Here is a 24,435-nt window from a genome sequence, read left to right on the forward strand (position 1 = left end):
TGATTCTGCTCCGTCGCCTGCTGGGTGACGTGCTGCGTCGGCAGCGCCAGCGCCAGGGCCGTACTCTGCGCGAAGTCTCCTCGTCCGCCCGAGTCTCACTCGGCTATCTCTCCGAGGTGGAGCGGGGGCAGAAGGAGGCTTCCTCCGAGCTGCTCTCCGCCATCTGCGACGCGCTGGACGTACGGATGTCCGAGCTCATGCGAGAAGTGAGCGACGAACTCGCCCTCGCGGAGCTGGCCCAGTCCGCCCAGGCCACCGAGCCCGTGCCCACGCCGGTTCGGCCGATGCTGGGTACCGTCTCGGTGACCGGCGTGCCACCGGAACGGGTGACCATCAAGGCGCCCGCCGAGGCGGTGGACGTGGTCGCCGCGTGACACCTGCGCGGACGTAGACCGATGCGGCGCCGACCTGGCGTCGAAGAAGTGCGCGAGGCCCCGGCCGGGGCCCTCCCGGGGAGACCCGGGAAGGTGCGGCCGGGGCCTTCGTGCGTCTGTGGACCGCATGCGTCCATTTGCCGGAGTCCGCCCGCCCGGTCATGGTGGAGGAACGCTGACCGGGGGCTGACGACCGGAGACAACGCATGCACGTCGTGAAGAGCCCGCTGTCCGACGCGGCCCCAGGCCGTGGCCGAGGCGGTGCGGGACGGAGCGGGCGTCGGCGGCCGAGGAGGCCGCCCCGGTCACCCCAGGCCTCTTCATCGGGATCACGGCGGATCTCGAGAGGCGGCACCGGATGTTCCAGGCGGAGAACGAGTAGCAGAGGCCGATGCCGGTCCACCGCCGTTGCATCGGTGAGCCCTCGATGCGCCTCCCCGGTGGGCCGGGCGGCGTTCTAGCGTCCGGCTGGAGGTGACGGCCATGGTGGGGCGGATAGTGCGCTGGGGGGTTGCGCTGGGGTTCGCGGCGCTGTGGTGGTGGGCCGTGCTGCGGATCACCTTCGCCGACGGCGCCGGGGCGCTGGAGGGGACCGTGGCCGCCGGCGGGTGGGGACTGAGCCTGCTGCCCGTCAACTGCGTGCCGAGGGCCCGGGCGGCGGGGGCCCTCGGGCCGGCGCGCTGGCGGACTGCCTGGCGGACCCAAGGGGCTACCAGGGCATCGCCACCCCTCCGTTCGGGCGCAGGATCTGGCCCGTCGTGAACGAGGAGGCGTCGGACGCCAGATAGAGCACGGCGTGCGCGACGTCCGCCGCCTCGCCGACCCGGCCCAGCGGCGACATCCGGGCCATCCGGGCCTCCGTCCGCTGCTGCTCCGCGCCGTCGTCGCGGTCGGTCATGGGGGTGCGGGTCCAGCCCGGGGCGACCGCGTTGACCCGGATGCCCTGGCGGCCGACCTCGTTGGCGAGGGTCTTGGTCAGCTGGACCACGGCCGCCTTGGCCGCGCCGTAGCAGAGCAGGCCGGGGCCGCCGGTGTCGATCGCCCCGGAGGCCATGGTGATGATGCTGCCCCCGCTCCGCCCGGCCAGCATCAGCCGGACCGCCTCCTGACAGGCGTACAGCACGCCCTTGAAGTTGACGCCCAGCACCCGGTCGAGGTCCTCGTCCCTGGTCTCCAGGACCGTGCTGCGGTGCATGATCCCGGCGATCGCCGCCATGACGTCCAGCCGCCCGCAGGACCGCACGGCCTCCCCGAGCCGCGCCCGGTCGGTGACGTCGAGGGTGTGGGTGCGGGCGGTGCCGCCCCGGTCCTCGACCAGCGCCGCCGTCTCGTGCAGGCCGTCCGCGTCCCGGTCGGCGCAGTGCACGGTCGCTCCCGCCTCGGCGAGCAGCACGGCGGACGCCCGGCCGATGCCTCCGGCGGCGCCGGTGACGAATGCGGTGCGTCCGGTGAGGTCGTACGCCTTGAGGGACATGAGGGGACGGTACGAGCGTTTCTGACGGGTCGTCAATTGGTCGTGCGAGGGCGGGTTCCGTGGGCGCGCCGGGCGCCGGGGGCGGGAGCCGGGCCGGTCTGGCAGGCGGGGCACCAGTAGGTGGGGCGCTCGCGGGAGCCGTCGCCCTGGTCGGCGAGCCGGATCGGGGTGCCACAGCGCAGGCAGGGGCGGGGAGCGCGGCCGTAGACGTAGAGGTCGTGGTCGCGCAGACCGGTGGTGCGGCGGACCACGCGGTCGCGGTTGGCCTCCAGGAGGCGCTGGGCGACGCCGGGGAGCCGGGCGGCGCGGTCGGCGGGGAGCGCACCGACCGGGAGCCAGGGGGTCGCGCCGATCAGGAAGCAGAGCTCGCTCTTGTAGATATTGCCGATCCCGGCGAGGTTGCGCTGGTCGAGCAGTGCCTCGCCGAGCGGGCGGGCGGGGTCCGCGAGGAGGTTGGCGAGGGCGCGGTCGGGGTTCCAGTCGGGGCCCAGCAGATCGGGGCCAAGGTGGCCCACGGCGCGCTCCTCCTCGCCGGTGCGCAGAAGCTCCAGGACCTGGAGGCGGTACCCGACGGCCGTGCGGTCGGCGGTGGACAGGATCGCCCGGATCTGGTGCGCGGGACCGCCCCGCCAGCGCTCACCGGCGCCGTAGACCTTCCAGGCGCCCTCCATCCGCAGGTGCGTGTGCAGGGTCAGGCCGCCCTCGAACCGGGTGAGCAGGTGCTTGCCGCGCGCGGTGGTGCCGAAAACCGTACGGCCGCCGAGGTCGACCGTGGCGTACTTGGGCACGCGGAAGTCGCTGCGGGTCAGCACCTGGCCGGCGAGCGCGTCGTGCAGGCGCTTCGCGGCCTGCCAGACCGTGTCACCCTCGGGCATGGGTCAAGGGTGGCACGAGGGGGCGGCAGGTGAGGTGCGCGCCGTGCTTCACGCCCGTATGCGCAGGCCGCGCGGGGTCGCGATGAAGCCCGCTGCCTCCAGGAGGGTGCCGAGCGGGGAGGTCAGCGCCGAGGTGCCGTTCACCCGCTCCACCGTCACCGTGCCGAGGGTGCCGGCGCGGGCGGCGGCCGCGAGGGCCTCCGCCGCCGTACGGAGCCGGGTGTCGTCGGTGGCGGCCGTGTCCGGGGTGGTCGGCCAGGCCAGCAGGGTCTTGCCGCCCCGCTCCATGTAGAGGGTCAGCTCGCCGTCGACCAGGACGACGAGCGAGCCGGCCTTGCGGCCCGGCTTGTGCCCGGCGCCGGTCGGGGGCTCGGGCCAGCCGAGGGCGGCACCGTAGGCGTTCGCCGGGTCGGCGGCGGCGAGGACCACGGCTCTGGGGTCGGGGGCGGCGGGGGAGCGGGTGTGGCGGTTGCCGTGGGCGTACGGGTTCGGGCCGTAGGGGTTCGCGGGGCTGCCGCCTCGGGGACCGCCGTAGCCGGGGGCGGCGAACGGGTCGGCGGGGGCGAGATCCTTGGGGGAGACGTAGTCACCGGGGGCGGTGGGCGGCTCGGGCGGCCAGGTGAAGTCACCGTCCAGGTCGGGCAGACCGGTCGCGTCTCTCGCCCCGCTCACGGGCGTTGGACACCGCGCGCAGCCGGTCGACCGCGCCGTCCATCGCGAACTGGGCCGCGCCCAGGCCCTCCACGACGTAACCCCGGCGTGCCTGCCCGCTCTCCTCGAACGCCGACAGGATCCGGTACACCGCCGAGAAACCGCCCTCGACGCCCTCCGCAGCGACCGCGCCGCGGGTCACCACACCGTGCCGGTCGAGGAGGGTGCGGGCCAGGGCGTGGGCGCGCACGGTGGTGTCCGGCTCGCGCTGCGGCAGCAGGGACCAGCGTCCGGCGACGGTCGGCGGGCCGGTACGGGAGGCGGGCCGGGCGGCGGCCGTCAGGGAGCCGTAGCGGCCCCGCGGGACGGCGCGCTTGGCACGGTGCGCCGTGGAGCCCGCGGTACGCCCCGAGCCGAGCAGCGAGCGCATCGGCGCCAGCGTGTCGTTGGTGAGCCGCCCGGACCAGGCCAGGTCCCAGACGGCATCGGCCAGTTGGGGATCGGTGGCGTCGGGGTGGGTGGTGGCGCGGACCTGGTCGGCGATCTGACGGAAGAACAGGCCGTAGCCGCCGGAGAGGGCGTCGAGGACGGACTGGTGGAGGGCGGTGAGCTCCAGCGGGTGCGGCGGCGGGAGGAGCACGGGGGCCGCGTCCGCCAGGTACAGGGAGACCCAGCCGTCCTTGCCGGGCAGGGCGCCCGCGCCGGCCCACACGAGCTCGCCGGCCGCGGTGAGTTCGTCGAGCATCGCGGGCGCGTAGTTCGCCACGCGGGACGGCAGCACCAGCTTCTCCAGGGCGGACGCCGGTACGGACGCGCCCTGCAACTGCTCCACGGCGCGCACCAGTCCGTCGACGCCGCGCAGCCCGTGCCCCTTCCCGATGTGCTGCCACTGCGGCAGGAACTGGGCGAGCGCGGCCGGTGCCACCGGCTCCAGCTCGTGCCGGAGCGCGGCCAGCGAACGGCGGCGCAGCCTGCGCAGCACCGCCGCGTCACACCACTCCTGGCCGATGCCCGCCGGATGGAACTCGCCCTGCACCACCCGCCCGCTCCCGGCGAGCCGCTGCAGCACGCCCTCCGTGACCGCCACCCCGAGCCCGAAGCGGGCGGCCGCGGTGGTCGACGTGAACGGGCCGTGGGTGCGCGCGTACCGGGCGAGGAGGTCGCCGAGCGGGTCCTTCACGGGCTCGGTGAAGGCCTCGGGGACGCCGACGGGCAGGGCCGTGCCGAGGGCGTCGCGCAGCCGGCCCGCGTCCTCGACCGCCGCCCAGTGCTCGGCACCGGCGATCCGGACCCTGATGGCCCGCCGGGCACGCGCCAGCTCCGCGGCCCACTGCGGCTCGGCGCCCCGCTCCGCCAACTCGGCGTCCGTGAGCGGCCCGAGCAGCCGCAACACGTCGGCGACGCCCTCCGGGTCCTTGATCCGGCGGTCCTCGGCCAGCCACTGGAGCTCGCGCTCCAGCTCGGTCAGCACCTCCGCGTCGAGCAGCTCCCGCAGCTCCGCCTGGCCCAGCAGCTCGGCCAGCAGCCGGGAGTCCAGGGAGAGCGCGGCCGCGCGGCGCTCGGCGAGCGGGGAGTCACCCTCGTACAGGAACTGGGCGACGTAGCCGAAGAGGAGGGAACGGGCGAACGGGGACGGCTCCGGGGTGGTGACCTCGACCAGGCGGACCTTGCGGGATTCGAGGTCGCCCATCAGCTCCACGAGCCCGGGGACGTCGAAGACGTCCTGGAGACACTCGCGGACGGCCTCCAGGACGATCGGGAACGACCCGAACTCGCTGGCCACCTGGAGCAGCTGGGCGGCGCGCTGGCGCTGCTGCCACAGCGGGGTGCGCTTGCCGGGGTTGCGGCGCGGCAGCAGCAGCGCACGGGCGGCGCATTCGCGGAACCGGGAGGCGAACAGGGCCGAGCCGCCGACCTGGTCGGTGACGATCTGGTCGACCTCGCCCTTGTCGAAGGCGACGTCCGCCGCGCCCACGGGGGCCTGCTCGGCGTCGTACTCCGAACCGGCCTTCATGGGGGCCTGGTCGAGCAGGTCGAGGCCCATCAGGTCGGCGTCCGGCAGCCGCAGCACGATGCCGTCGTCGGCGTGCATGACCTGGGCGCCGAAGGGGGAGTGGACGAAGACCCGCCAGTCGCCCAGCTCGTCGCGGAAGCGCTCGACCACGATCGTGCGGTCGTCGGGGACATGGCCGCAGGCCTCGCGCTGTTCGTCCAGGTACGACAGCACGTTGTCCGCAGCCCAGGCGTCCAGGCCCGCCGCGAGGAGGCGCAGCCGGGCGTCGTCCTTGGGGAGCGCGCCGACCTCGCGCAGGAACGCGCCGACCGCGCGGCCCAGTTCGAGCGGGCGGCCCAGTTGGTCGCCCTTCCAGAAGGGCAGCCGGCCCGGGACACCCGGGGCGGGGGAGACGAGCACGCGGTCGCGGGTGATGTCCTCGATGCGCCAGGAGCTGGTGCCCAGGGTGAAGACATCGCCCACCCGGGACTCGTACACCATCTCCTCGTCCAGCTCGCCTACCCGGCCGCCGCCCTTCTTGGGGTCGGCGCCGGCCAGGAAGACGCCGAAGAGGCCGCGGTCGGGGATGGTACCGCCGGAGGTGACGGCGAGCCGCTGGGCGCCCGGGCGGCCGGTGATCGTCCCCGCGACCCGGTCCCAGACCACACGCGGGCGCAGCTCGGCGAACGCGTCCGACGGGTAGCGGCCCGCGAGCATGTCGAGGACCGCGGTGAACGCCGACTCCGGCAGCGAGGCGAAGGGCGCCGCGCGGCGGACGGTGGCGAGCAGGTCGTCGACCTGCCAGGTGTCCAGTGAGGTCATCGCGACCAGCTGCTGGGCCAGCACGTCGAGCGGGTTGGCCGGGACCTTCAGGGACTCGATGGAGCCGGTGCGCATCCGCTCGGTGACCACGGCCGCCTGCACCAGGTCGCCCCGGTACTTGGGGAAGACCACGCCGGTGGAGACCGCGCCGACCTGGTGCCCCGCGCGGCCGACGCGCTGGAGGCCGGAGGCGACCGACGGCGGGGACTCGACCTGTACGACCAGGTCCACCGCGCCCATGTCGATGCCCAGTTCGAGACTGGAGGTGGCCACCACGGCGGGCAGCCGGCCCGCCTTCAGGTCCTCCTCCACCAGGGCGCGCTGCTCCTTGGAGACCGAGCCGTGGTGCGCGCGGGCGAGGACCGGTGGGGCGCCCTGGGCCGCGCCCGAGCCGCCCATCAGCTCGGCCGGGGCGTGGTGCTCGTCCAGCGGCTCGCCGGTCGCGCGCTCGTAGGCGATCTCGTTGAGCCGGTTGCACAGCCGCTCCGCGAGGCGGCGGGAGTTCGCGAACACGATCGTCGAGCGGTGGGCCTGCACCAGGTCGGCGATCCGCTCCTCCACGTGCGGCCAGATCGACGGCTTCTCCGCGCCCTCGGCGCCGTCGGTGGCCGGGGAGCCGCCCAGCTCTCCCATGTCCTCCACCGGGACGACGACGGAGAGGTCGAACTCCTTGCCGGACTTCGGCTGGACGATCTCCACCTTGCGGCGCGGCGAGAGATAGCGGGCCACCTCGTCGACCGGGCGGACGGTCGCCGACAGGCCGATGCGGCGGGCCGGCCTCGGCAGCAGTTCGTCCAGCCGCTCCAGGGAGAGCGCGAGGTGCGCGCCGCGCTTGGTGCCGGCGACCGCGTGCACCTCGTCCAGGATCACCGTCTCGATGCCGGTCAGTGCGTCGCGCGTGGCCGACGTCAGCATCAGGAACAGGGACTCCGGGGTGGTGATCAGGATGTCCGGCGGACGGGTGGACAAGGCGCGGCGTTCGGCGGCCGGGGTGTCGCCGGAGCGGATGCCGACCCTGACCTCCGGCTCGGGCAGGCCGAGCCGGACGGACTCCTGGCGGATGCCGGTCAGCGGGCTGCGCAGGTTCCGCTCGACGTCGACCGCGAGGGCCTTCAACGGTGACACGTACAGCACGCGGCAGCGCTTCTTGGGATCGGCCGGGGGTGGGGCGGAGGCCAGCTGGTCCAGGGCGGCGAGGAAGGCGGCCAGCGTCTTACCGGAGCCGGTCGGGGCGACGACCAGCACGTCCGAGCCCGCGCCGATGGCCTGCCACGCGCCCGCCTGAGCCGCGGTGGGCGCGGAAAACGCCCCCGTGAACCAGCCGCGGGTCGCGGGGGAGAAGCCGTCGAGGGCCCGGTGTGCGGATTTCGCCATGCGTCCATCCTGCACCCGGCCACTGACAGTCCGGTCTGACCTGCGGAGATGTCCTCGGCTTCGCCTTCGGCCGTTGTGTTCCCACCCGCACCACCCGTGCCGGGCTCTTCGTCGGGTGCGGGTGGGACCCGTGGGGCGGACGCGCCGTCAGCGACCGCGCGAAGCGGGTGGGTGCGGGCCATGGCTCGCGAGGGCCGGACGGGGATGTGGCCGTGGCGGGTGGTCGGTGGGGGGCGGAGATGCCGGGTGGTCGGGAAGCGGAAGCAGGGTGGTGGTTGCGGATGGTGGGGCGTGGCGCGGGGATGGTGGCATGGAGTGGTGGCAGGGGGCCGGGCGAGGTCGGGTGGGAGTGGGGGCGGCTGGGCGGGAGCGGGAGTGGGGGCTGGGAGCGGCCAGGTGGGGTGGGGCGGTCGACAATGGGGGTATGGCGGGATCGGAGGAGCGGGCGCGGCACTGGCGGTACGAGGCGCTGCCCGGGGTCGATCTGCTGCGTGCCCGGTACATCAGGAAGACGTTCGTGCGGCACACCCACGAGCACTTCGTGATCGCCGCCATCGCGGACGGCGTCGAGGTCTTCCACCACCGGGGCTCCGACGTGTCCGCGGGGGCGGGCGCGCTCGCGCTGGTCAACCCGGACACCCCGCACACCGGCCGGGCCGGCGTGCCCGAGGGCTGGCGGTACGGGGCCGTCTACCCGGCGCCGGACCTCGTGGCGCAGATCGCCGCCGAGACCACCGCCGTCCGGGGCGCCCCCGGCTTCGTCAGCCCCGTGCTGGACGATCCGTACAGCGTCGCCCTCGTGCACCGGGTGCTGCGCGCCGCCGACGAGGGCAACGCGCTCGCGGCCGACACCCTGCTGCGGGTCGCGATCACCCGGCTGCTGCGGCTGAACGGCGGTCCGCTGCCGCAGCGGCAGGTGCGTACCGCAGGCGCCCGGCTGGCCGCACGCGCGCGTGCGGTGCTGGAGGAGCGGATGGCCGAGCCGCCCACCCTGGAGCGGCTCGCCACCGACCTCGGCACCAGCCCCTTCGCGCTGCTGCGGGCGTTCCGCGACGTCTACGGCATGCCCCCGCACACCTGGCTGACCGACGCCCGGGTGCGCCGCGCCCGGCTGCTGCTGGACGCCGGCACCGCACCCGCCGAGGCGGCCGTCGCCGTCGGCTTCACCGACCAGCCGCACCTCAACCGGCACTTCGCCCGGATCGTCGGCGTCCCGCCGGGCGCCTACCAGCGGGAGCGCAAGAACGTACAAGACGCGCGGGTCGGCCGTCCGTAGCGTCCTGGGCGTGGCACAACAGACAGCACTCGCAGACATACGCGGCGAGGACGGGCCGAAGCCGGACGCCGCCGTCGTCAGGGACGCCCTCGGGGTCGGCGTCGCCGTGGGACTCTCCGGGTTCGCCTTCGGGGTGACCTCGGCCGGCAGCGGGCTCGGCCTGCTCCAGACCTGCGCGCTCAGCCTCCTGGTGTTCACCGGCGCCTCCCAGTTCGCCCTGGTGGGCGCGCTCGCGGCCGGCGGCAACCCGCTCACCGCGGCGGCCGGCGCCTTCTTCCTCGGGGTGCGCAACGCGTTCTACGGGCTGCGCCTCTCGCAGGTGCTGGCCCTCCCGCGCGCGGTGCGGCCGTTCGCCGCCCAGTGGGTGATCGACGAGACCACCGCGGTCACCCTGGCCCAGCCGGAGCGGCGCGCCGCCCGGATCGGTTTCACCGTCACCGGGCTCAGCCTGTACGTGCTGTGGAACCTCACCACCCTGCTGGGCGCGCTCGGCGCCAAGGCGGTCGGGGACACCGGCGCCTGGGGCCTGGACGCGGCCGGGCCCGCCGTCTTCCTGGCCCTGCTCGCCCCCATGCTGAAGACCACGACCGACCGCGCGGTCGCCGCCCTTGCGGTGCTGCTGGGGCTCGGCCTGCTGCCCGTGCTGCCGGCCGGGGTGCCGGTGCTGGTGGCCGCGCTGGCGGCACCGGCCGCGCTGTTCGTCTCCGGCCGCCGGTCCGGCCGCGACCGTACCCGCGACGAGGCCTCCGAGGAGACCAGGTGAACGTCTGGATCGCGATCGGCGCGACCGCCCTCGGCTGCTACGTCGTCAAGCTCGCCGGACTGCTGGTGCCCGCGGGCGTGCTGGAGCGGCCGCTCGTGCGACGGCTGGCCGCCCTGCTGCCCGTGGCCCTGCTCGCCGCCCTCACGGCCCAGCAGACGTTCGCCGACGGCCACGCGCTCGTGCTGGACGCCCGGGCCGCGGGGCTCGGGGCGGCGGCCGTGGCGCTGGTGCTGCGCGCGCCCTTCCTGGTCGTCGTCGGGGTCGCCGTGGCGGTCACGGCGGGGCTGCGCGCCGTCACCGGCTGAGACTTCCGTCACCCGGCTCTCCTCGGTCGGCGCCGGGCAGCCGGCTCCCGTCACCCCACGAAGCGGCCGTACGCCCTGAGCGTGTGCAGGGCCTCGATCGTCACCCCGGGGCGGGCCTCCAGGGCGGCGGCCGGTGTCCACTGGCGCCAGCGGATCGGCCAGCCGCCGTCCGCCTGCTGTTCGGCGGCGAGGAAGTCGAGCGAGCGGGTCATCTCCTCGTCGGTGAACCACGCGCGCGCGAGCGAGTCAGGGGACTTCGCGAAGTCGTGCGGGAAGTGGTGCTCGCGCGGGGCGTAGCCGGGGGCGACCGGGTGCGCCTCGAGGCGCCTGGGGTCCAGAGCGGCCAGGCGCTGCTCGCGCACCAGGCGGCCCAGCCGGTCGGCGGCCGCCTCCGCGCGTGAGCGGTCGGGCACCGTGTCCAGGAAGGCGACCGCCGCCTCGATCTCGTAGGGGTGCGACTTCTCCAGGTACTCGATCGCCTGCCAGCAGAAATCGGTGGCCCGGAACAGCCACGCGTGCCACACCTCGTTGCGGTGCAGCAGGCCCACCACCGGACCGGTGGCGAGGAGCTCGCTGGGAGGGTCGTCGACGACCGGGACGAACGGCGCCGCCGGATAGCCGCGCTGGCTGGGACGGACCGCCGGCAGCGCCCCGTCCGCCGTGGAGACGGCCGTCAGGTAACGGCACACGCGCTCCACCCGCTGCCCGCCGCACCGCCCGATGGCGTCCAGGACCCGCAGTGCGTGCCCGGTGTGCAGCGGCTGGCTCACCGGGCCCCGCAGATCCGGCTCCAGCGCGTGTCCGTAGCCGCCGTCCTCGTTGCGGTAGGCGTCCAGTGCGGTCTCCACCGGATCGGGGCCGCCGTTCAGGAAGTGGTACGAGAAGAGACGCTGCTCCAGCACGCGCGCGGTGAGCCACATGAACTGTTCGGCGCGGAAGAGCGGGGAGTGCGCCGGGGGCGTAGGGGGGAGTGGGGAAGCTCCGGTTTCGGCCATGCGCAAGACCGTAGGGCGGAAAGCGGTCTCGGCAAGCGCTCCCGGGCAGGGCCCACTCTCAGGGGCGGGATACTGGTTTCATGCGGTTGACGGTTTTCTGGCAGCGGATGGCGGAACACTTCGGTTCCGGGTACGCCGACACCTTCGCGCGCGATCACGTGATGACGGAGCTCGGCGGGCTGACGGTGCACGAGGCGCTGGACGCCGGCTGGGAGGCCAAGGACGTGTGGCGCGTGGTCTGCACGGTCATGAACGTTCCGGGGGAGAGGCGCTGACCGTGCGCGGAGATCGGGTACGGGCCACGCGTTGTCAGTGGCGTGGGCGAGACTTGCACCGTGGCAACCACTGACGAGGACGGGCGGACCGCCCAGGACGCATCCCCGGCCGGCCCGACGCCGCGCGCCGGATCACCGGCGCCCGGCGCCGCGGCGCCGGGCGCCCGCATGCCGCGCTGGCTGCCGCGTGCCATGGTGCTGGCGCTTGCCTTCGTCGCCGCCTTCCAGCTGGGCAGCTGGGCCTTCCACCAGCTCACCGGACTGCTGATCAACATCCTCATCGCGTTCTTCCTGGCGCTCGCCATCGAGCCCGCGGTGAGCTGGATGGCCTCCCGCGGCATGCGCCGCGGGTTCGCGACCTTCCTGGTCTTCCTCGGCCTGGCGATCGCCACCGCGGGGTTCATCACCCTGCTCGGCTCGATGCTGGCCGGACAGATCATCAAGATCGTCGAGGACTTCCCCGACTACCTGGACTCGGTCATCAACTGGGTCAACCACAGCTTCCACACCGAACTGAAGCGGGTCGACGTCCAGGAGGGCCTGCTGCACTCCGACTGGCTGCGCAAGTACGCGCAGAACAGCGCGGCCGGTGCGCTCGACGTGTCCGGGCAGGTGCTCGGCGGCCTTTTCCAGCTGCTGACGATCACGCTGTTCGCCTTCTACTTCGCCGCCGACGGCCCCCGGCTGCGCCGCACCCTGTGCTCCGTGCTGCCGCCCGCCCGCCAGGCCGAGGTGCTGCGCGCCTGGGAGATCGCCGTCGACAAGACCGGCGGCTATCTGTACTCGCGCGGTGTGATGGCGCTGATCTCCGGAATCGCGCACTACATCCTGCTGGAGGCCCTCGGCGTGCCGTACGCGCCCGTGCTGGGCGTGTGGGTGGGGCTGGTCTCGCAGTTCATCCCCACCATCGGCACCTATCTCGCGGGCGCGCTGCCGATGCTGATCGCGTTCACCGTCAACCCGCTGTACGCGGTGTGGGTGCTGGTGTTCGTCGTGATCTACCAGCAGTTCGAGAACTACATGCTCCAGCCCAAGCTGACGTCCAAGTCGGTCGACATCCACCCGGCGGTCGCCTTCGGCTCGGTCATCGCGGGCACCGCGCTCCTCGGCGCGGTCGGCGCACTGATCGCCATCCCGGCGGTCGCCACGCTCCAGGCGTTCCTGAGCGCCTACGTGAAGCGGTACGACGTCACGGACGACCCCCGGGTGCAGGGGCACCGCCGGCGGGGCACGGGCGGCCCCGGGCTGTTCACACGCGCGCGGCGCCTCGTGCAGCGCCTGATATGGCAGCAGCGGCCGGCCGAGAGCTCCGCAGACACTCCGTCCTGACCGCCGCCGCGATCAGAAGGTGAGTACCGCCCACACCCCGGCGGCGGCGACGGCGGCCGCGTAGCAGCCCACCGCCGCGGTCACCACCCGCCGGCGGGTCTGCTCGCTCCACGTGGTGCGGGACAGCAGCCAGGCCAGGGCCGGCAGGACCAGCACCGCGTGCAGGCTGACCCCGTGCAGCGGCTTGAGCGGGGCCGTCGAGTCGTACGCCGCCTGCTGGTGCCCGGTCCGGACGAGCACCACCCCGCGGGCGATCATGGCCGCTCCCGAGGCGAGCGCCACCAGCAGGACCGCGAACCCGGAGCGCACCGCGAGCGCCATGCCGACGGGACCGGCCGGCCGGCTCCGGAAGGACACCACCGCGAAGACGGTGAGCAGCACCACCAGCACCCCGCCGCCCACCGCGAGCATCATCGACACCGAGGTGTCGAAGGGCGTCTCCATGTCGAGGTGCGAGGGCACCCGGCGCCACGCCTGCAGGGTGATCCCGCCGACCTCCACCACGCAGTCGGCGGCGAACACGAGCAGCAGGACGGTCCGCAGCCGTTCCCCGGCCCTCAGGTAGGAGGTGACCCAGGTGACCGCCATCAGCGTCAGCCCGAAGGAGAGCCCGAACGTGACGGGCTTGCGCCAGGAGACCGGCCCGTACCAGGGGCCGCCGTCGACCGCGAACACCACCAGATGCGCCAGACCGGAGACGACGAGCAGCACGCCGGTCGCGTGACAGAGACGCTCGGCGGGCCGCGCCCCGGTCAGGATCCCGGTCAGCGGGTTCGCCGGTGGCCTGCGGGGCGGACTCTTCAGGGAGGAGGACATGCGCCCAGCCTCCCGGGGCCCGTCCGCATGGTCGTCGTCCGGCCGAAGGCACCCGCCGTACGCCTTGGGGAGTAGGGGTCAGGAGACCGTGGCGGCCGGCGGGGTCCACCGCCGGGTGCGGGGCACGCCGCCGGGGACGCCGTAGTCCTTCCTGAGGTGTTCGGGGATGGCGTAGTGCATGACGCGGCCGCGGGTGAGCGAGGACAGTTCGAGGACGGTGGTGAGGTGGCCGAGGCGGTCCAGGGCCCAGGCGCCGAGCGGGGAGCGGTCCTCGATGGTCTCCAGGACGCCGAGGAGGTGCGGTACGGCCCTGACGACGGTGTCCCACGGGGTGCGCGGCACCTCCAGCCAGTCGGCGCAGGTGTCGCCGACCAGGTGGCGGATCAGGGCGGAGACGACCGGGTCGAAGAAGGTGCCGGGGACGACCTCCTCGTAGAGGTCGATGAGCTGCCGGGTCAGGACCGCGCCCTCCTCGGAGGGGCCCATGTGCCGGACCATGTACAGGTCGAGGAAGACGCGCGCTTCCTCGAGGGTCTTCGGGACGGCCTCCTGGTCGACGCCGAGCATGGCGCCCACCACCCGCCACGCGTAGTAGTACGCCTCCGCGCCCTCCGTGGACAGGTGGATGCCCAGCCGGTGCAGGCTGTCGAGGACCAGCATGGAGAAGAACATCTGCCCGCCGATCATGTCCTCCTGGCAGATCGGCGTGCCGAGCGCCTCGGTGTCCCAGCGGTTTTCCCGCTCGAGGTGGTGCCGGATGGAGGCGTGCAGCAGGCGCACCTTCTGGGCGGCCGGGACGAAGCGGCTGCCGGCCTCGAAGGCGTCGGGCCGCATGAGGTAGACGGTGAACTGACCGGTCTCCGCCATGCGCTTGGACGGGTACTTCAGCCCGTGCGTGGCCGACAGCAGCTTCGCCACGCGCGGGACGACGTAACAGGCGGGCATGGCGGCGAAGGACAGCGCGGTCGAGATGTGCACGTTGTTGTCGATGAAGAACAGCCGTGCCTTCTCCATCTCGCCCCAGTCCACCCAGGACGGCGGCACCCGGGTGGCCTCCAGGTACTCCCGCGCGACGTCGGGCAGCCCGTCCGGCAGGGGCGCGCCGGCGGTGGAGACGTAGCGCATCAGCGTGTTGAACGTGCCCACCTCCCCGCGCTCGAAGAGGGCGGCGACCGTGGCGTCGGCGAGTTCGTCACCGGCGTGCCGCAGGGTGTCCAGCGAGGCCTCGGTGTGGATCACGGCAGGGCTCCTTGTCGTCGCGGGCGCCGTCCGGGCCACCCGTGGGGGTCAGGACAGGCGGACCGCGGCCGAGTGGGCCAGCGAGGTCAGGGCTCCGGTGGCGGAGGCCGGCAGGTTCAGTCCGTGGAGGGCGTCCAGCGCTTCCACGACCCGTGCGCCGATCATGTGCTCGATCCGGTCGGGTGCCCCGAGCCGGCACATCACCTCGCGGACCGCGTCCAGGCCGTCCGCGTCGAGATCACGGCTGCCGAATAGCGCGCCCAGCCGCTCCCGGTCGTCGGCACGGGCGAGGCGCCAGGTCTCCGCCAGCAGGGCGGTGGGCCGGTGGCCGCGGACGTCGTCGGCGTTGGCCTTGCCGGTGTGCTCCGGTGCCCCGAACAGGCCGAGCAGGTCGTCGCGGAGCTGGAAGGCCTCGCCCAGCGGCAGTCCGTACGCGGAGTACCCCGCGCGCAGCCGCTCGCCGGCCCCGGCCAGGGCGCCGCCGATCAGCAAAGGCTGCTCCACGGTGTACTTGGCGGTCTTGTACCGGACCACCTTCAGCGAGGCGGCGGTGTCCGGACCGGCTCCGGTGCGCAGGATCTCCAGGCACTCGCCCGCGATCAGCTCCCGGGCCAGCACCGACCACAGGGGGCGGGCCCGGGCGAGGTAGGCGGCGGGCAGCCCGCAGGTCGCGAACAGCTGCCCGGCCAGTGACATCAGCAGATCGCCCACGAGCATCGCCAGCGACCGCGCGGTGTCGTCGGCGCCCGGACGGTCCGGTACGGCGGCACGCAGGGCGATGTGCGGGGTCGGGCGGCCGTGCCGCAGCGGGCTGTCGTCGATGAGGTCGTCGTGGACGACGGCGGCGGCGTGCACCAGTTCCATGGAGGCCGCCGCCCGCACCAGCGCGTCGCTGTCCGGCTGGCCCACGGCACGCCAGCCCCAGTAGCAGAACGCCGCCCGCAGCCGTTTGCCGTCCGTGACCGCCGCTTCCAGCTGCTCCGCCACCGGGGCCAGGAGCGGGTCGACCGCCGCGAACAGGTCGGCCTCCTCGGCGACGAACCGGCGCAGCACGTCGTCGACGCGGTTCTTGAAGGGGGCCGGATCCCACCGGTCAGTCATCGCCGGCGGCCCGCCGGGCGAGGGCGTGCCGGGCGAGGATCTCCAGATGGGCCGAGGGCACGGCCGCGTACCGGTCCAGGACCAGGCGCCCCCGTGCGGTGAGGTCGTGCTCGGCCTCCGCCGCCAGCGCGCCGGCGTCCGAGCGGCGCAGCAGCCCCCGTAACGTCCCGAAGGCGGTGCCCACCGTGCTCACCGCCAGATCGGCCAGCCCCGCCGCCAGCAGCACGGCCTGCTCGTCCAGACCGCGTCGTCCCGTCTCATGTGTCATGCGCTCTCCCACCCACGGCACCAGAGGCGGCGCTCTCCCCGGCCGCCTCTTCGAGCATCGCGGCAGGACGGGCACGGGCAGACGGAAACTCACGATCGGGTGAACGCCCCGCGGGGTGGTGCGGTGGACCGCACCGCGGGCCTCCTTCCGGCTGCCGCCCCCGGCGCGCCGCACGCTCCCGCCCGCGGGCCGCGCACGCCCGCCTCCGGGGCGCCGGCCGGCTCCGCCTCGCGCTCCGTGCGGGGCCGTCCCGCGCCCGCCCTCGGGTCGCGCAGGTCCCGTGCTCGCCGCCCGCGTCCGATGGGTGAGCGGTGGGTGAGCACCCTGCGGGGAAGTGGCGGGAGTACCGCGTGGTGCGCTTGACACGAAAATCGAACATCCATTCTTATGGGAGCTCCGGTGAGGCTCCGGGTGGGGATGTCAACGGCATTTCGACACGTTTTCGGTAGAGAAGTCCCCGAGTTGTCCACAGGCCGAACCGGCGTCGGGGCGCATTGTCAGTGGCAGGCGTTAGCGTCTTTGACGTGAAGCGATCGACTCAAGCAAACCGGGTGGAACCCATGGCAGGAACCGACCGCGAGAAGGCGCTCGACGCCGCGCTCGCTCAGATTGAACGGCAATTCGGCAAGGGCGCGGTCATGCGCATGGGTGACCGGACGAAGGAGCCCATCGAGGTCATCTCGACCGGGTCGACCGCACTCGACGTCGCCCTGGGCGTAGGTGGCCTGCCGCGAGGCCGCGTCGTGGAGATCTACGGACCGGAGTCCTCCGGCAAGACGACCCTGACCCTGCACGCTGTGGCCAACGCGCAGAAGGCGGGCGGTCAGGTCGCGTTCGTGGACGCGGAGCACGCTCTCGACCCCGAGTACGCGCAGAAGCTCGGCGTCGACATCGACAACCTGATCCTGTCCCAGCCGGACAACGGCGAGCAGGCGCTGGAGATCGTGGACATGCTGGTCCGCTCCGGTGCCCTCGACCTCATCGTGATCGACTCCGTCGCCGCGCTCGTCCCGCGCGCGGAGATCGAGGGCGAGATGGGGGACAGCCACGTCGGCCTTCAGGCCCGTCTGATGAGCCAGGCGCTGCGGAAGATCACCAGCGCGCTCAACCAGTCCAAGACCACCGCGATCTTCATCAACCAGCTCCGCGAGAAGATCGGCGTGATGTTCGGCTCCCCGGAGACCACGACCGGTGGCCGCGCGCTGAAGTTCTACGCCTCGGTGCGACTCGACATCCGCCGCATCGAGACCCTGAAGGACGGCACCGAGGCGGTCGGCAACCGCACCCGTGTCAAGGTCGTCAAGAACAAGGTCGCACCGCCCTTCAAGCAGGCCGAGTTCGACATCCTCTACGGCCAGGGCATCAGCCGCGAGGGCGGCCTGATCGACATGGGAGTGGAGAACGGCTTCGTCCGCAAGGCCGGCGCCTGGTACACGTACGAGGGCGACCAGCTCGGCCAGGGCAAGGAGAACGCGCGCAACTTCCTCAAGGACAACCCCGACCTGGCCAACGAGATCGAGAAGAAGATCAAGGAGAAGCTGGGCGTCGGTGTCCGCCCGGAGACGCCCGCCGCCGAGCCGGGCGCGGACGCGGCGGTCACCACCGCCACGGCCACGGACGACGCCGCGAAGACGGTGCCCGTCCCGGCCGCCGCCAAGGTCACCAAGCCCAAGGCCGCCACCGCCAAGAGCTGACGCCGTGACACGACGAACCGACTGGGCCGACCACGAGTACGCGTCCCCCGGTGCCCCACGGGGGAGGGGCACCGGGGGCGACCCGGGCTCCACCGGGGACGGTGACGAGGCCTACGGCACGGGCGGCGACAACCACGGAGGCGGCACAAACGGGGGCGACGCCGCGTACGCCGACGGCTTGTACGGCGACGGCACGCACGGCGGCCCGGGCGGGCCCCGCGGGCACGGGTCACCCGGCCGTGGCTCGCGGAAGTCCGGGACGCGCCGTCGACGTGGCTTCGGGGAGCCGTCCGGTGAGGACGGAGGTTCCTCCTCCTCGTCGAGGGCCGAGCAGGGGGAACCTCCTGCGGACCCGGCTGAGCGGGCGCGGGCGATCTGTCTGCGCCTGCTCACCGGGACCCCGCGCACCCGCAAACAGCTCGCGGACGCCCTGCGCAAGCGGGAGATCCCGGACGACGTCGCCGAGGAGGTGCTGTCCCGGTTCGAGGAGGTCGGGCTGATCAACGACAGCGCGTTCGCCGGCGCCTGGGTGGAGTCACGGCACCACGGCCGGGGACTGGCCCGGCGCGCCCTCGCCCAGGAACTGCGCACCAAGGGTGTCGACTCGGCGCTCGTCGACGAGGCCGTCGCCCAGCTCGACTCCGAGCAGGAGGAGGAGACGGCCCGCGAACTCGTCGCCCGCAAGCTCCGCTCCACCCGGGGCCTCGACCGCGACAAGCGGATCCGCCGGCTCGCCGGCATGCTCGCCCGCAAGGGGTACCCCGAGGGCATGGCCCTCCGGGTCGTCCGGCGGGCGCTGGAAGAGGAGGGCGAGGACACGGAGTTCCTGGAGGGCGGGGACTTCTGACGGGGCGACAGCCGCCACGGCAGTGGGGTTAACCCCCCGTCAGGACACCGGACCGCCGCAGTGCCCCGGGCCCCGTGTGTCGACGACGGTGTACGTCATGATGCTGCTGCGCTACGCCCTCAAGACCATCCGTGCCCGCAAGGCCGGTTTCCTCGGCGCCTTCCTCGCCCTGTTCTGCGCGGCCGCCCTGATCACGGCCTGCGGCACCCTCCTCGACACCGGGCTGCGCGGCACGATCCGCACCGAGCGCTACGCGGCGACCCCGGTCGTGGTCTCCGCCGACCAGTACGTCCACCGGACCACCGTCAAGCACAAGAAGGGCAAGACCAAGGTCAAGCACAAGGCGAAACCCATCGCCGAGCGCGCCTGGCTGCCGGCCGGCCTGGAGGCTCGACTGGCCCGTACACCCGGCGTCGCCCGGGTGGTGCCCGAACTCACCTTCCTCGCCCAGCCGCTGACCCCGGCCGGCACCGGCGGCCGTTCCGCCTACGGGCACGCCTGGGAGTCCGCCGCGCTCACCCCGTACCGGCTGGTCACCGGTACCGCGCCGCAGACCGCCACCGACCTGGTGGTGGACCGCGATCTCGCCGCCCGTGCCCGGCTGCGGCCCGGCGACACCCTTGCCGTGCAGTCGACGCAGGCCCCGCGCACGTACCGGATCACCGGAATCGCCGCCCCGGCCACGGAGGTACGCCACCAGACGGCCCTCTTCTTCTCCGCCGCCGAGGCCCGCAGGCTGGCCGCGCACCCCGGGCAGGTCACCGCGTTCGGTGTGCTGCCCGCGCACGGCACCGACCCGCAGCGGCTGAAGCAGGCCGTGACGCACACGCTGCGCGGAACCACCGCCCAGGTCTCCACCGGGGACGCCCGCGGCCCCGTCGAGTTCCTGGACGCGGCCGCCGCCCGGGTCCGACTGGTCAGCATGGGCGGCGCCATGGGCGGGACCTCGCTGCTCGTGGCGGTCCTGGTGGTCGTCGGCACCTTCGTGCTCACCGTCCAGCAGCGCCACCGCGAACTCGCCCTGCTGCGTGCCGTCGCCGCCACCCCGGGACAGATCCGCCGCCTGCTCGGCCGCGAGGCACTGATCGTCGCAGCGGTCGCCGGCACGCTCGGTGCGCTCCTCGGCCTGCCTCTGGGGGCCTGGCTGCACACCAGGTTCGTCGCGCTCGGCGCCGTACCCGCCGCGCTTCAGCACACCACCGGTGTCGTCCCGCCCCTCGCCGCGCTCGCCGCGACCCTGGCGGGGGCCTGGACGGCGGCCCGTATCGCCTCCCGGCGCATCACCCGGATCCGGCCGACCGAGGCGCTGGCCGAGTCCCGCGTCGAGCCCGCCCGGCCCGCCCGGGGCAGGATCGCCGCCGGTCTGCTGCTGCTCACCGGCGGAGTCGTCCTCGTCGTGCTGCTCACCTCCCTGCGTACCGAACCCGCCTCGACCCCCGTCACCTTCCTCGCCGTCGTGGTCCTCGCCATCTCCGTCGCCCTGCTCGGTCCGCTGCTGGTCAGGGCGGCCGCGCTGCTGCTCGCCGGCCCGTTGCGGCTCACCGGTCACGGTGGCCGGCTCGCCACCGCCAACCTGCGCGGCAACGCCGCCCGGATGGCCTCCGTCGTCACCCCCCTCACCCTGCTCATCGGCATGACCTGCACCGTGCTGTTCGTCCAGTCCACGCTCGACGCCGCCGCCGGCGCCCAGGCCCGCGCCGGAGTCACCGCGGACTGGGTCGTCACCGCACAGGGCCCGGGCGTCCCGGCCGACGCGGCACGGCGGCTGCGGGCGCACCACGACGCCGTCACCGAGGTGGTCCGCACCACCGTCCGCGTCGGGCTCGACAAGTACCCGGCCCAGGGCGTCACCCCCGAGGGCCTCACCCGCACCTGGGACCCCGACGTCACCGCCGGCTCCCTGGACCGGCTCACCGACCGCACCGTCGCCGTCAGCGAACTGGCCGCCGACCAGCACCACCTGAAACCCGGCAGCTCCCTGGAACTCACCCTCGGCGACGGCACGCCCGCCACCCTCACCGTCGCCGCCGTCTACGCCCGGGGTCTCGGCTTCGGCGACCTCACCTTCGCCCACGACCTCGTCTCGCACCACGTGGACAACCCGCTCGCCTCCTCCGTCCTCGTGAGCACCGCCCGTACACATGCACAACTCGCGACTACGCTGCGTGAGTTCCCGGGGCTCGACATTCTTTCGCGGACCGCCGCCGACGACCTCCGGGCCGAGCGCCGGCAGGACAACGCCGAAGTCGACTACCTGGCCATGGGGCTGGTCCTGGCCTTCACCGCCATCGCCGTCGTGAACACGCTCGCCATGTCGGTCGCCGACCGGGGGCGGGAGTTCGCGCTGCTCAGGCTGGCCGGTGCCACCCGCCGCCAGGTGCTCCGGATGCTGCGCACCGAGGTGTTGTCCGTGCTGGCGCTCGCCACCGCGCTCGGCAGCGGCATCGCGCTCGCCGTCCTGACCGGGTTCAGTGCCGGCATGACGGGCCACGCCGCAGCGACGGTCACGCCGTTGCTGTACGTGACCGTCGTGGCGATCGCCGCGCTGCTCGCGCTGGTGGCCGCGGCTCTTCCCGGCCGAGTGGCCCTGCGGGTGCCGGTGGTGACGGCGGCGACGGTGAAGGACTAGAGCCGGCCCCGCACGGCCACCTCCCGAACGCCCGACGGCCTGGGCCGGGCGGCGACGCGGCCGGGGCCACGCGCGTGAAGATCGGCACCGTCAACGGCACGGACGAGGGGCCGGCGGCCCTCGAGGACGGACGCTTCGCCGCCACGGTCTCCAACTCCGCCGCCGCCGGCATGGGGCGCGGATCCGTCTGGTCGTCAGGGACACCGCGGATCTCGCGCCGCTGTACCGCCCCGCGGACGACCAGGACGACCAGGACGACCAGGACGACTAGGACGATGGGACGACCAGGACGACCAGGGCGACCAAGGAGACCAAGGAGACCAAGACGACCGGGAGGTCGGAGGACTACGACGACGGCGAGGACCGGGACGGATGGGGCGTGACCGGCAGACCGGCCGCCTTCCACGCCTGGAAGCCGCCGATCAGGTCCGTCGCCCGGTGCAGGCCCAACTGGTGCAGGGAGGCGGCGGCCAGGCTGGACGCGTAGCCCTCGTTGCAGATCACGACGACCCGGAGGTCGTGGCCGGTGGCCTCCGGGGTCTTGTGGCTGCCCTGGGGATCCAGCCGCCACTCCAGTTCGTTGCGCTCGATGACGAGCGCACCGGGTATCACCCCGTCCCGCTCGCGCAGTGCCGCGTACCGGATGTCGACGAGCAGGGCCTCACCGGTGCGCGCCGCCTCGTACGCCTCCTGCGCCTCGATGCGCCGGTAGCCCGCGCGCACCCGCTCCAGCAGCTCGTCGATGCCGACCGGGCGCGGCTCCACCGGTTCCGTGCCGCTCACTGCCAGTCCTCCGGGCGCTCCACCTGCTCCAGGCGCAGCACCTGTCCGGCGCGGCTGTAGCGGCGGATCCGCGGCAGCGGCGGGTAGTACGCGTGGACGGAGACCGCGTGGTGCTCGGTGGACTCGTTGAGCACCTCGTGGACGTGGTCGCGGCCGAAGGAGCGGCCCTTCCCGGCCGGCAGCCGGCGCTCGCGGTCGACGCCCTCGGAGAGCTCCAGGGTCCGCCAGCCGTCGGTGGGCAGCCGGGTGGCCAGCGAGTTCTCCTTCAGCTCACCGGCGGCGGTGAGGAAGGCGCCGACCGACTCGGCGTGGTCGTGCCAGCCGGTGCCGGTGCTGGGGGGCCAGCCGATCAGCCAGGCCTCGCTGCCGGCGGGGCCGTCGAGCCGTACCCAGGTGCGGCCCTCGGGGTCGAGCGGGAGCGAGGCGATCAGTTCGGCGTCGGCGGCCGTACGACGGACGAAGTCGAGGAGGTCCGCCTGGGTGGGCGCGGCGCCGGACGCAGGGGCGGACGGGGAAACGGAGGACGACGAGAGAGAGGCAGACACGTGCACCGATCCTGATGAGGGTTCGCAGAACGGGGCGCAGACGGCGCCCGGAGAGAGAAGAGGAATGCGAAGTCAGCAGGACGGAAGACACACGCAGCCCGCATAGCGGACCAGGTCCACATGGACCTTCCGCCACAGGCGCACAGTGGTGTCGTTCACGATGCGGAGTACACCACGCCGGTGCGGGCCGGTCAACTCACCGTCACCATGTGGACCGCCCGGTCACCGCGTGGGGGAGCCGGCCTCCGCCCCGGTCTTCTGTTCCGCCTGCCCGCTCTCCTCCCGGTCCTTGCCGCCCAGCGTCGCCTCGGCCGCCGCGTACAGGTCGGCCGGGCGGACCCCGTTGAGGGCGGTGACCAGATGGCCGTCGGGGCGCACGAGCAGCACGGTGTGCGCCGGTGCGCCCGGGTAGGCCTCGGCGACCAGCAGCTCGGCGGGGTGCGGCAGCGCGGTCACGGCCGCCGCGAGCCGGGGCATGATCCCCGCGGAGACCCAGTGCTTGCGGTCCCACACCCCGGTACCGGGCGCGATCAGGACGACGAGCAGCGCGCCGCGGCCGAGACGGGAGCGCAGTTGCACGAAGGTGCCGTCCTCCGCGGTGACGCGGACATCGGTGACCGGTGTCCCCGGCGGGGTGTCGACCGGGATCTCGTGCTCCAGGTGCCGGGGGGCGAGGGGCGAGTCGGCGTACGTCCCCGGCGCACCGAGCGGACCCTGCCCCAGGTGACCTTCCGTGAGGAGCGCGTCGTGCCCCCGGGACGCGCCGGGGACGAACCCGCGCAGCCCGCCACCGCCGCGCAGCACCGGCAGCGCCTGGTCGGCCGCGCGCAGCCGGGCCGCGATCACCGCGCGCCGCTCGGTCTGGTAGCTGTCCAGCAGCGCCTCGTGCGGGCCGTGGTGCCAGGCCGGGGCCAGCTTCCAGGCGAGGTTGTCCACGTCCCGCAGCCCCTCGTCCAGGCCGTGCGTCCCGAGCGCGCCGAGCAGGTGCGCGGCGTCCCCGGCGACGAACACCCGGCCCGCCCGCCACCTGCGGGCGAGGCGGTGGTGCACGGTGTGGACGCCGGTGTCGAGCAGGTCGTACGGCGGTGTGGTGCCGCCCGTCCAGCCGGCGAGGGTCTCGCGGATCCGGGTCACGAGCAGCTCGGGCGTGACCAGGTCCTTGCCGGGCGGCAGCAGCCAGTCCACGCGCCACACGCCGTCCGGGAGGGGACGAGCGGTCACCTCGCCGACTGAGGGCCCGGTCGTCCGCCACGGCGGTGTCCGATGGAGCAACGCCTGGCCGGGCCACGGAAGTTCCGTGCGCAGCGCGGCGACCGCGTACCGTTCCACCGCCGTACGGCCCGGGAAACGGATGTCCAGGAGCTTGCGCACGGTCGAGCGGGGGCCGTCGCAGCCCACCAAATAACTGCCGCGCCACCAGGTGCCCTTGGGACCCCGGGTGTGCGCGCTGACTCCGGAGCGCTCCTGCTCGACGGCGTCCAGGCGGCTGTCGGTGGCCACCTCGACAAGCGGCTCGTCGGCGATCGCGGCGCGCAGGGCGTCGGTCAGCACGTGCTGCGCGAGGTGCAGCGGGGACGGCTCGCGGGCGTCGTCGAAGACGACCTCGCGCAGTACCTGCCGGCGCCGCATCGACCGCCAGCCGGTCCAGCGGGCGCCCAGGTCGTCCAGCGGGGCGCCGGACAGGCGCGCCACCAGGGCGGCGGTGTCCTCGCGGAGCACCACCGTGCGCGCCGGGCGCGGCTCGTCCTTGCCCGGGCCCTCGTCCAGGACGACGGACGGCACCTCCTGGCGGGCCAGCGCCAGGGCGAGCGTGAGCCCGACGGGCCCCGCTCCGACGATGATCACCGGGTCCACGGCGCGGCGCCCCCTGCCCGTACGCAAGTCCCGACGGACATCGATGAACAAGTGGGTGGAGCAGGGTGCACGATCACAGAACGTATGCAACAGACTGGGCGCCACCCGGTCAAGCGGCGCACCCGGGGACACGTCAGCATGGCGGGCGCGCGG

Annotated in this window: 20 protein-coding genes and 2 pseudogenes; 10 read left to right on the forward strand and 12 right to left on the reverse strand. The window is 73.9% G+C overall.

The window, feature by feature from the left end; translation table 11 throughout:
- Window positions 1–2: 2 nt before the first annotated feature.
- Together JF597_RS25185 and JF597_RS25190 are read left to right on the forward strand one after the other, a co-directional pair.
- Complete coding sequence (locus tag JF597_RS25185; RefSeq protein ID WP_293998989.1) at window positions 3–374, forward strand: helix-turn-helix transcriptional regulator; 372 nt, start codon at window positions 3–5, stop codon at window positions 372–374.
- Between the two features lie 292 nt (window positions 375–666).
- Window positions 667–756 (forward strand): annotated as a pseudogene (locus JF597_RS25190) (DNA starvation/stationary phase protection protein); the annotation flags it as partial.
- Window positions 757–1,083: 327 nt separating this feature from the next.
- Here the strand turns inward: JF597_RS25190 and JF597_RS25200 are convergent.
- The 3 genes and pseudogenes from JF597_RS25200 to JF597_RS25210 all read right to left on the reverse strand — a co-directional run bounded on the left by JF597_RS25200 (window position 1,084) and on the right by JF597_RS25210 (window position 7,563).
- Window positions 1,084–1,848: an SDR family NAD(P)-dependent oxidoreductase gene (locus JF597_RS25200; RefSeq protein WP_293998994.1), complete on the reverse strand. Its 765-nt coding sequence runs from the start codon at window positions 1,846–1,848 to the stop codon at window positions 1,084–1,086.
- A 32-nt stretch (window positions 1,849–1,880) separates the two neighbouring features.
- Window positions 1,881–2,723, reverse strand: coding sequence for a DNA-formamidopyrimidine glycosylase family protein (locus tag JF597_RS25205; protein WP_293998997.1), 843 nt, complete (start codon window positions 2,721–2,723; stop codon window positions 1,881–1,883).
- Between the two features lie 48 nt (window positions 2,724–2,771).
- Window positions 2,772–7,563 (reverse strand): annotated as a pseudogene (locus tag JF597_RS25210) (ATP-dependent helicase).
- A gap of 424 nt (window positions 7,564–7,987) precedes the next feature.
- Between JF597_RS25210 and JF597_RS25215 the strand changes: the two are divergent.
- Genes JF597_RS25215 through JF597_RS25225 form a run of 3 tightly spaced genes read left to right on the forward strand, consistent with a single transcriptional unit; the run spans window position 7,988 to window position 9,907 of the window.
- Window positions 7,988–8,839, forward strand: coding sequence for an AraC family transcriptional regulator (locus JF597_RS25215; protein ID WP_366916443.1), 852 nt, complete (start codon window positions 7,988–7,990; stop codon window positions 8,837–8,839).
- 10 nt (window positions 8,840–8,849) lie between these two features.
- The gene (locus tag JF597_RS25220; RefSeq protein WP_293998999.1) at window positions 8,850–9,602 is read left to right on the forward strand and encodes an AzlC family ABC transporter permease; all 753 of its coding nucleotides are present in this window, start codon (window positions 8,850–8,852) and stop codon (window positions 9,600–9,602) included.
- Window positions 9,599–9,907: an AzlD domain-containing protein gene (locus JF597_RS25225; protein ID WP_293999001.1), complete on the forward strand. Its 309-nt coding sequence runs from the start codon at window positions 9,599–9,601 to the stop codon at window positions 9,905–9,907. Before JF597_RS25220 ends, JF597_RS25225 begins: the two co-directional genes overlap by 4 nt.
- 50 nt (window positions 9,908–9,957) lie before the next feature.
- On the opposite strand, the gene JF597_RS25230 is transcribed toward JF597_RS25225, so the two are convergent.
- Window positions 9,958–10,902 (reverse strand): hypothetical protein, encoded by a 945-nt coding sequence (locus JF597_RS25230; RefSeq protein ID WP_293999004.1) that lies wholly within the window; start codon window positions 10,900–10,902, stop codon window positions 9,958–9,960.
- Between the two features lie 80 nt (window positions 10,903–10,982).
- On the opposite strand from JF597_RS25230, the gene JF597_RS25235 reads away from it, so the two are divergent.
- Both JF597_RS25235 and JF597_RS25240 read left to right on the forward strand, forming a co-directional pair.
- The gene (locus tag JF597_RS25235; protein WP_293999007.1) at window positions 10,983–11,177 is read left to right on the forward strand and encodes a DUF3046 domain-containing protein; all 195 of its coding nucleotides are present in this window, start codon (window positions 10,983–10,985) and stop codon (window positions 11,175–11,177) included.
- A 60-nt stretch (window positions 11,178–11,237) separates the two neighbouring features.
- Window positions 11,238–12,506, forward strand: coding sequence for an AI-2E family transporter (locus JF597_RS25240; protein WP_293999010.1), 1,269 nt, complete (start codon window positions 11,238–11,240; stop codon window positions 12,504–12,506).
- A gap of 12 nt (window positions 12,507–12,518) precedes the next feature.
- On the opposite strand, the gene JF597_RS25245 is transcribed toward JF597_RS25240, so the two are convergent.
- The 4 genes from JF597_RS25245 to JF597_RS25260 all read right to left on the reverse strand — a co-directional run bounded on the left by JF597_RS25245 (window position 12,519) and on the right by JF597_RS25260 (window position 15,930).
- The gene (locus JF597_RS25245; protein WP_293999013.1) at window positions 12,519–13,322 is read right to left on the reverse strand and encodes a hypothetical protein; all 804 of its coding nucleotides are present in this window, start codon (window positions 13,320–13,322) and stop codon (window positions 12,519–12,521) included.
- A 78-nt stretch (window positions 13,323–13,400) separates the two neighbouring features.
- Complete coding sequence (locus JF597_RS25250) at window positions 13,401–14,561, reverse strand: oxygenase MpaB family protein (RefSeq protein WP_293999016.1); 1,161 nt, start codon at window positions 14,559–14,561, stop codon at window positions 13,401–13,403.
- 48 nt (window positions 14,562–14,609) lie between these two features.
- Window positions 14,610–15,662, reverse strand: a complete 1,053-nt coding sequence (locus tag JF597_RS25255) for a polyprenyl synthetase family protein (protein WP_293999019.1) — start codon at window positions 15,660–15,662, stop codon at window positions 14,610–14,612.
- A complete protein-coding gene (locus tag JF597_RS25260) occupies window positions 15,655–15,930 on the reverse strand; it encodes a polyprenyl synthetase (RefSeq protein ID WP_293999021.1) in 276 nt (91 codons plus the stop codon). The genes JF597_RS25255 and JF597_RS25260 overlap by 8 nt, the downstream gene beginning before the upstream one ends.
- A gap of 560 nt (window positions 15,931–16,490) precedes the next feature.
- Here JF597_RS25260 and recA point away from each other — a divergent pair.
- From recA to JF597_RS25275, 3 genes are all read left to right on the forward strand, one after another.
- Window positions 16,491–17,624, forward strand: a complete 1,134-nt coding sequence (recA, locus tag JF597_RS25265; protein WP_366916444.1) for a recombinase RecA — start codon at window positions 16,491–16,493, stop codon at window positions 17,622–17,624.
- 4 nt (window positions 17,625–17,628) lie between these two features.
- Entirely contained in the window at window positions 17,629–18,471 is an 843-nt protein-coding gene (gene recX / locus JF597_RS25270; protein ID WP_293999024.1) for a recombination regulator RecX, read from the forward strand.
- A gap of 100 nt (window positions 18,472–18,571) precedes the next feature.
- Window positions 18,572–21,100 (forward strand): ABC transporter permease, encoded by a 2,529-nt coding sequence (locus tag JF597_RS25275; protein WP_293999123.1) that lies wholly within the window; start codon window positions 18,572–18,574, stop codon window positions 21,098–21,100.
- Window positions 21,101–21,445: 345 nt separating this feature from the next.
- Here the strand turns inward: JF597_RS25275 and JF597_RS25280 are convergent, their stop codons facing one another.
- The 4 genes from JF597_RS25280 to JF597_RS25290 all read right to left on the reverse strand — a co-directional run bounded on the left by JF597_RS25280 (window position 21,446) and on the right by JF597_RS25290 (window position 24,282).
- Window positions 21,446–21,883, reverse strand: a complete 438-nt coding sequence (locus JF597_RS25280; RefSeq protein ID WP_293999026.1) for a rhodanese-like domain-containing protein — start codon at window positions 21,881–21,883, stop codon at window positions 21,446–21,448.
- Window positions 21,880–22,428 (reverse strand): cysteine dioxygenase, encoded by a 549-nt coding sequence (locus tag JF597_RS25285; RefSeq protein WP_293999029.1) that lies wholly within the window; start codon window positions 22,426–22,428, stop codon window positions 21,880–21,882. Before JF597_RS25285 ends, JF597_RS25280 begins: the two co-directional genes overlap by 4 nt.
- A gap of 72 nt (window positions 22,429–22,500) precedes the next feature.
- The gene (locus tag JF597_RS55665; protein ID WP_350779852.1) at window positions 22,501–22,587 is read right to left on the reverse strand and encodes a putative leader peptide; all 87 of its coding nucleotides are present in this window, start codon (window positions 22,585–22,587) and stop codon (window positions 22,501–22,503) included.
- A 63-nt stretch (window positions 22,588–22,650) separates the two neighbouring features.
- Window positions 22,651–24,282 (reverse strand): FAD-dependent monooxygenase, encoded by a 1,632-nt coding sequence (locus JF597_RS25290; protein ID WP_293999032.1) that lies wholly within the window; start codon window positions 24,280–24,282, stop codon window positions 22,651–22,653.
- Window positions 24,283–24,435: the final 153 nt, after the last annotated feature.

The organism is Streptomyces sp., assembly GCF_019510245.1.
Classification (GTDB): domain Bacteria; phylum Actinomycetota; class Actinomycetes; order Streptomycetales; family Streptomycetaceae; genus Streptomyces.

Excerpts from the sequence above, each read along its gene's own strand:
- JF597_RS25200 (WP_293998994.1), bottom strand. The coding sequence starts at position 1,848 with ATGTCCCTCAAGGCGTACGACCTCACCGGACGCACCGCATTCGTCACC.
- JF597_RS25205 (WP_293998997.1), bottom strand. The coding sequence starts at position 2,723 with ATGCCCGAGGGTGACACGGTCTGGCAGGCCGCGAAGCGCCTGCACGAC.
- JF597_RS25215 (WP_366916443.1), top strand. The coding sequence starts at position 7,988 with ATGGCGGGATCGGAGGAGCGGGCGCGGCACTGGCGGTACGAGGCGCTG.
- JF597_RS25230 (WP_293999004.1), bottom strand. The coding sequence starts at position 10,902 with ATGGCCGAAACCGGAGCTTCCCCACTCCCCCCTACGCCCCCGGCGCAC.
- JF597_RS25235 (WP_293999007.1), top strand. The coding sequence starts at position 10,983 with ATGCGGTTGACGGTTTTCTGGCAGCGGATGGCGGAACACTTCGGTTCC.
- JF597_RS25245 (WP_293999013.1), bottom strand. The coding sequence starts at position 13,322 with ATGTCCTCCTCCCTGAAGAGTCCGCCCCGCAGGCCACCGGCGAACCCG.
- JF597_RS25255 (WP_293999019.1), bottom strand. The coding sequence starts at position 15,662 with ATGACTGACCGGTGGGATCCGGCCCCCTTCAAGAACCGCGTCGACGAC.
- JF597_RS25260 (WP_293999021.1), bottom strand. The coding sequence starts at position 15,930 with ATGACACATGAGACGGGACGACGCGGTCTGGACGAGCAGGCCGTGCTG.
- recA (WP_366916444.1), top strand. The coding sequence starts at position 16,491 with ATGGCAGGAACCGACCGCGAGAAGGCGCTCGACGCCGCGCTCGCTCAG.
- JF597_RS25275 (WP_293999123.1), top strand. The coding sequence starts at position 18,572 with ATGCTGCTGCGCTACGCCCTCAAGACCATCCGTGCCCGCAAGGCCGGT.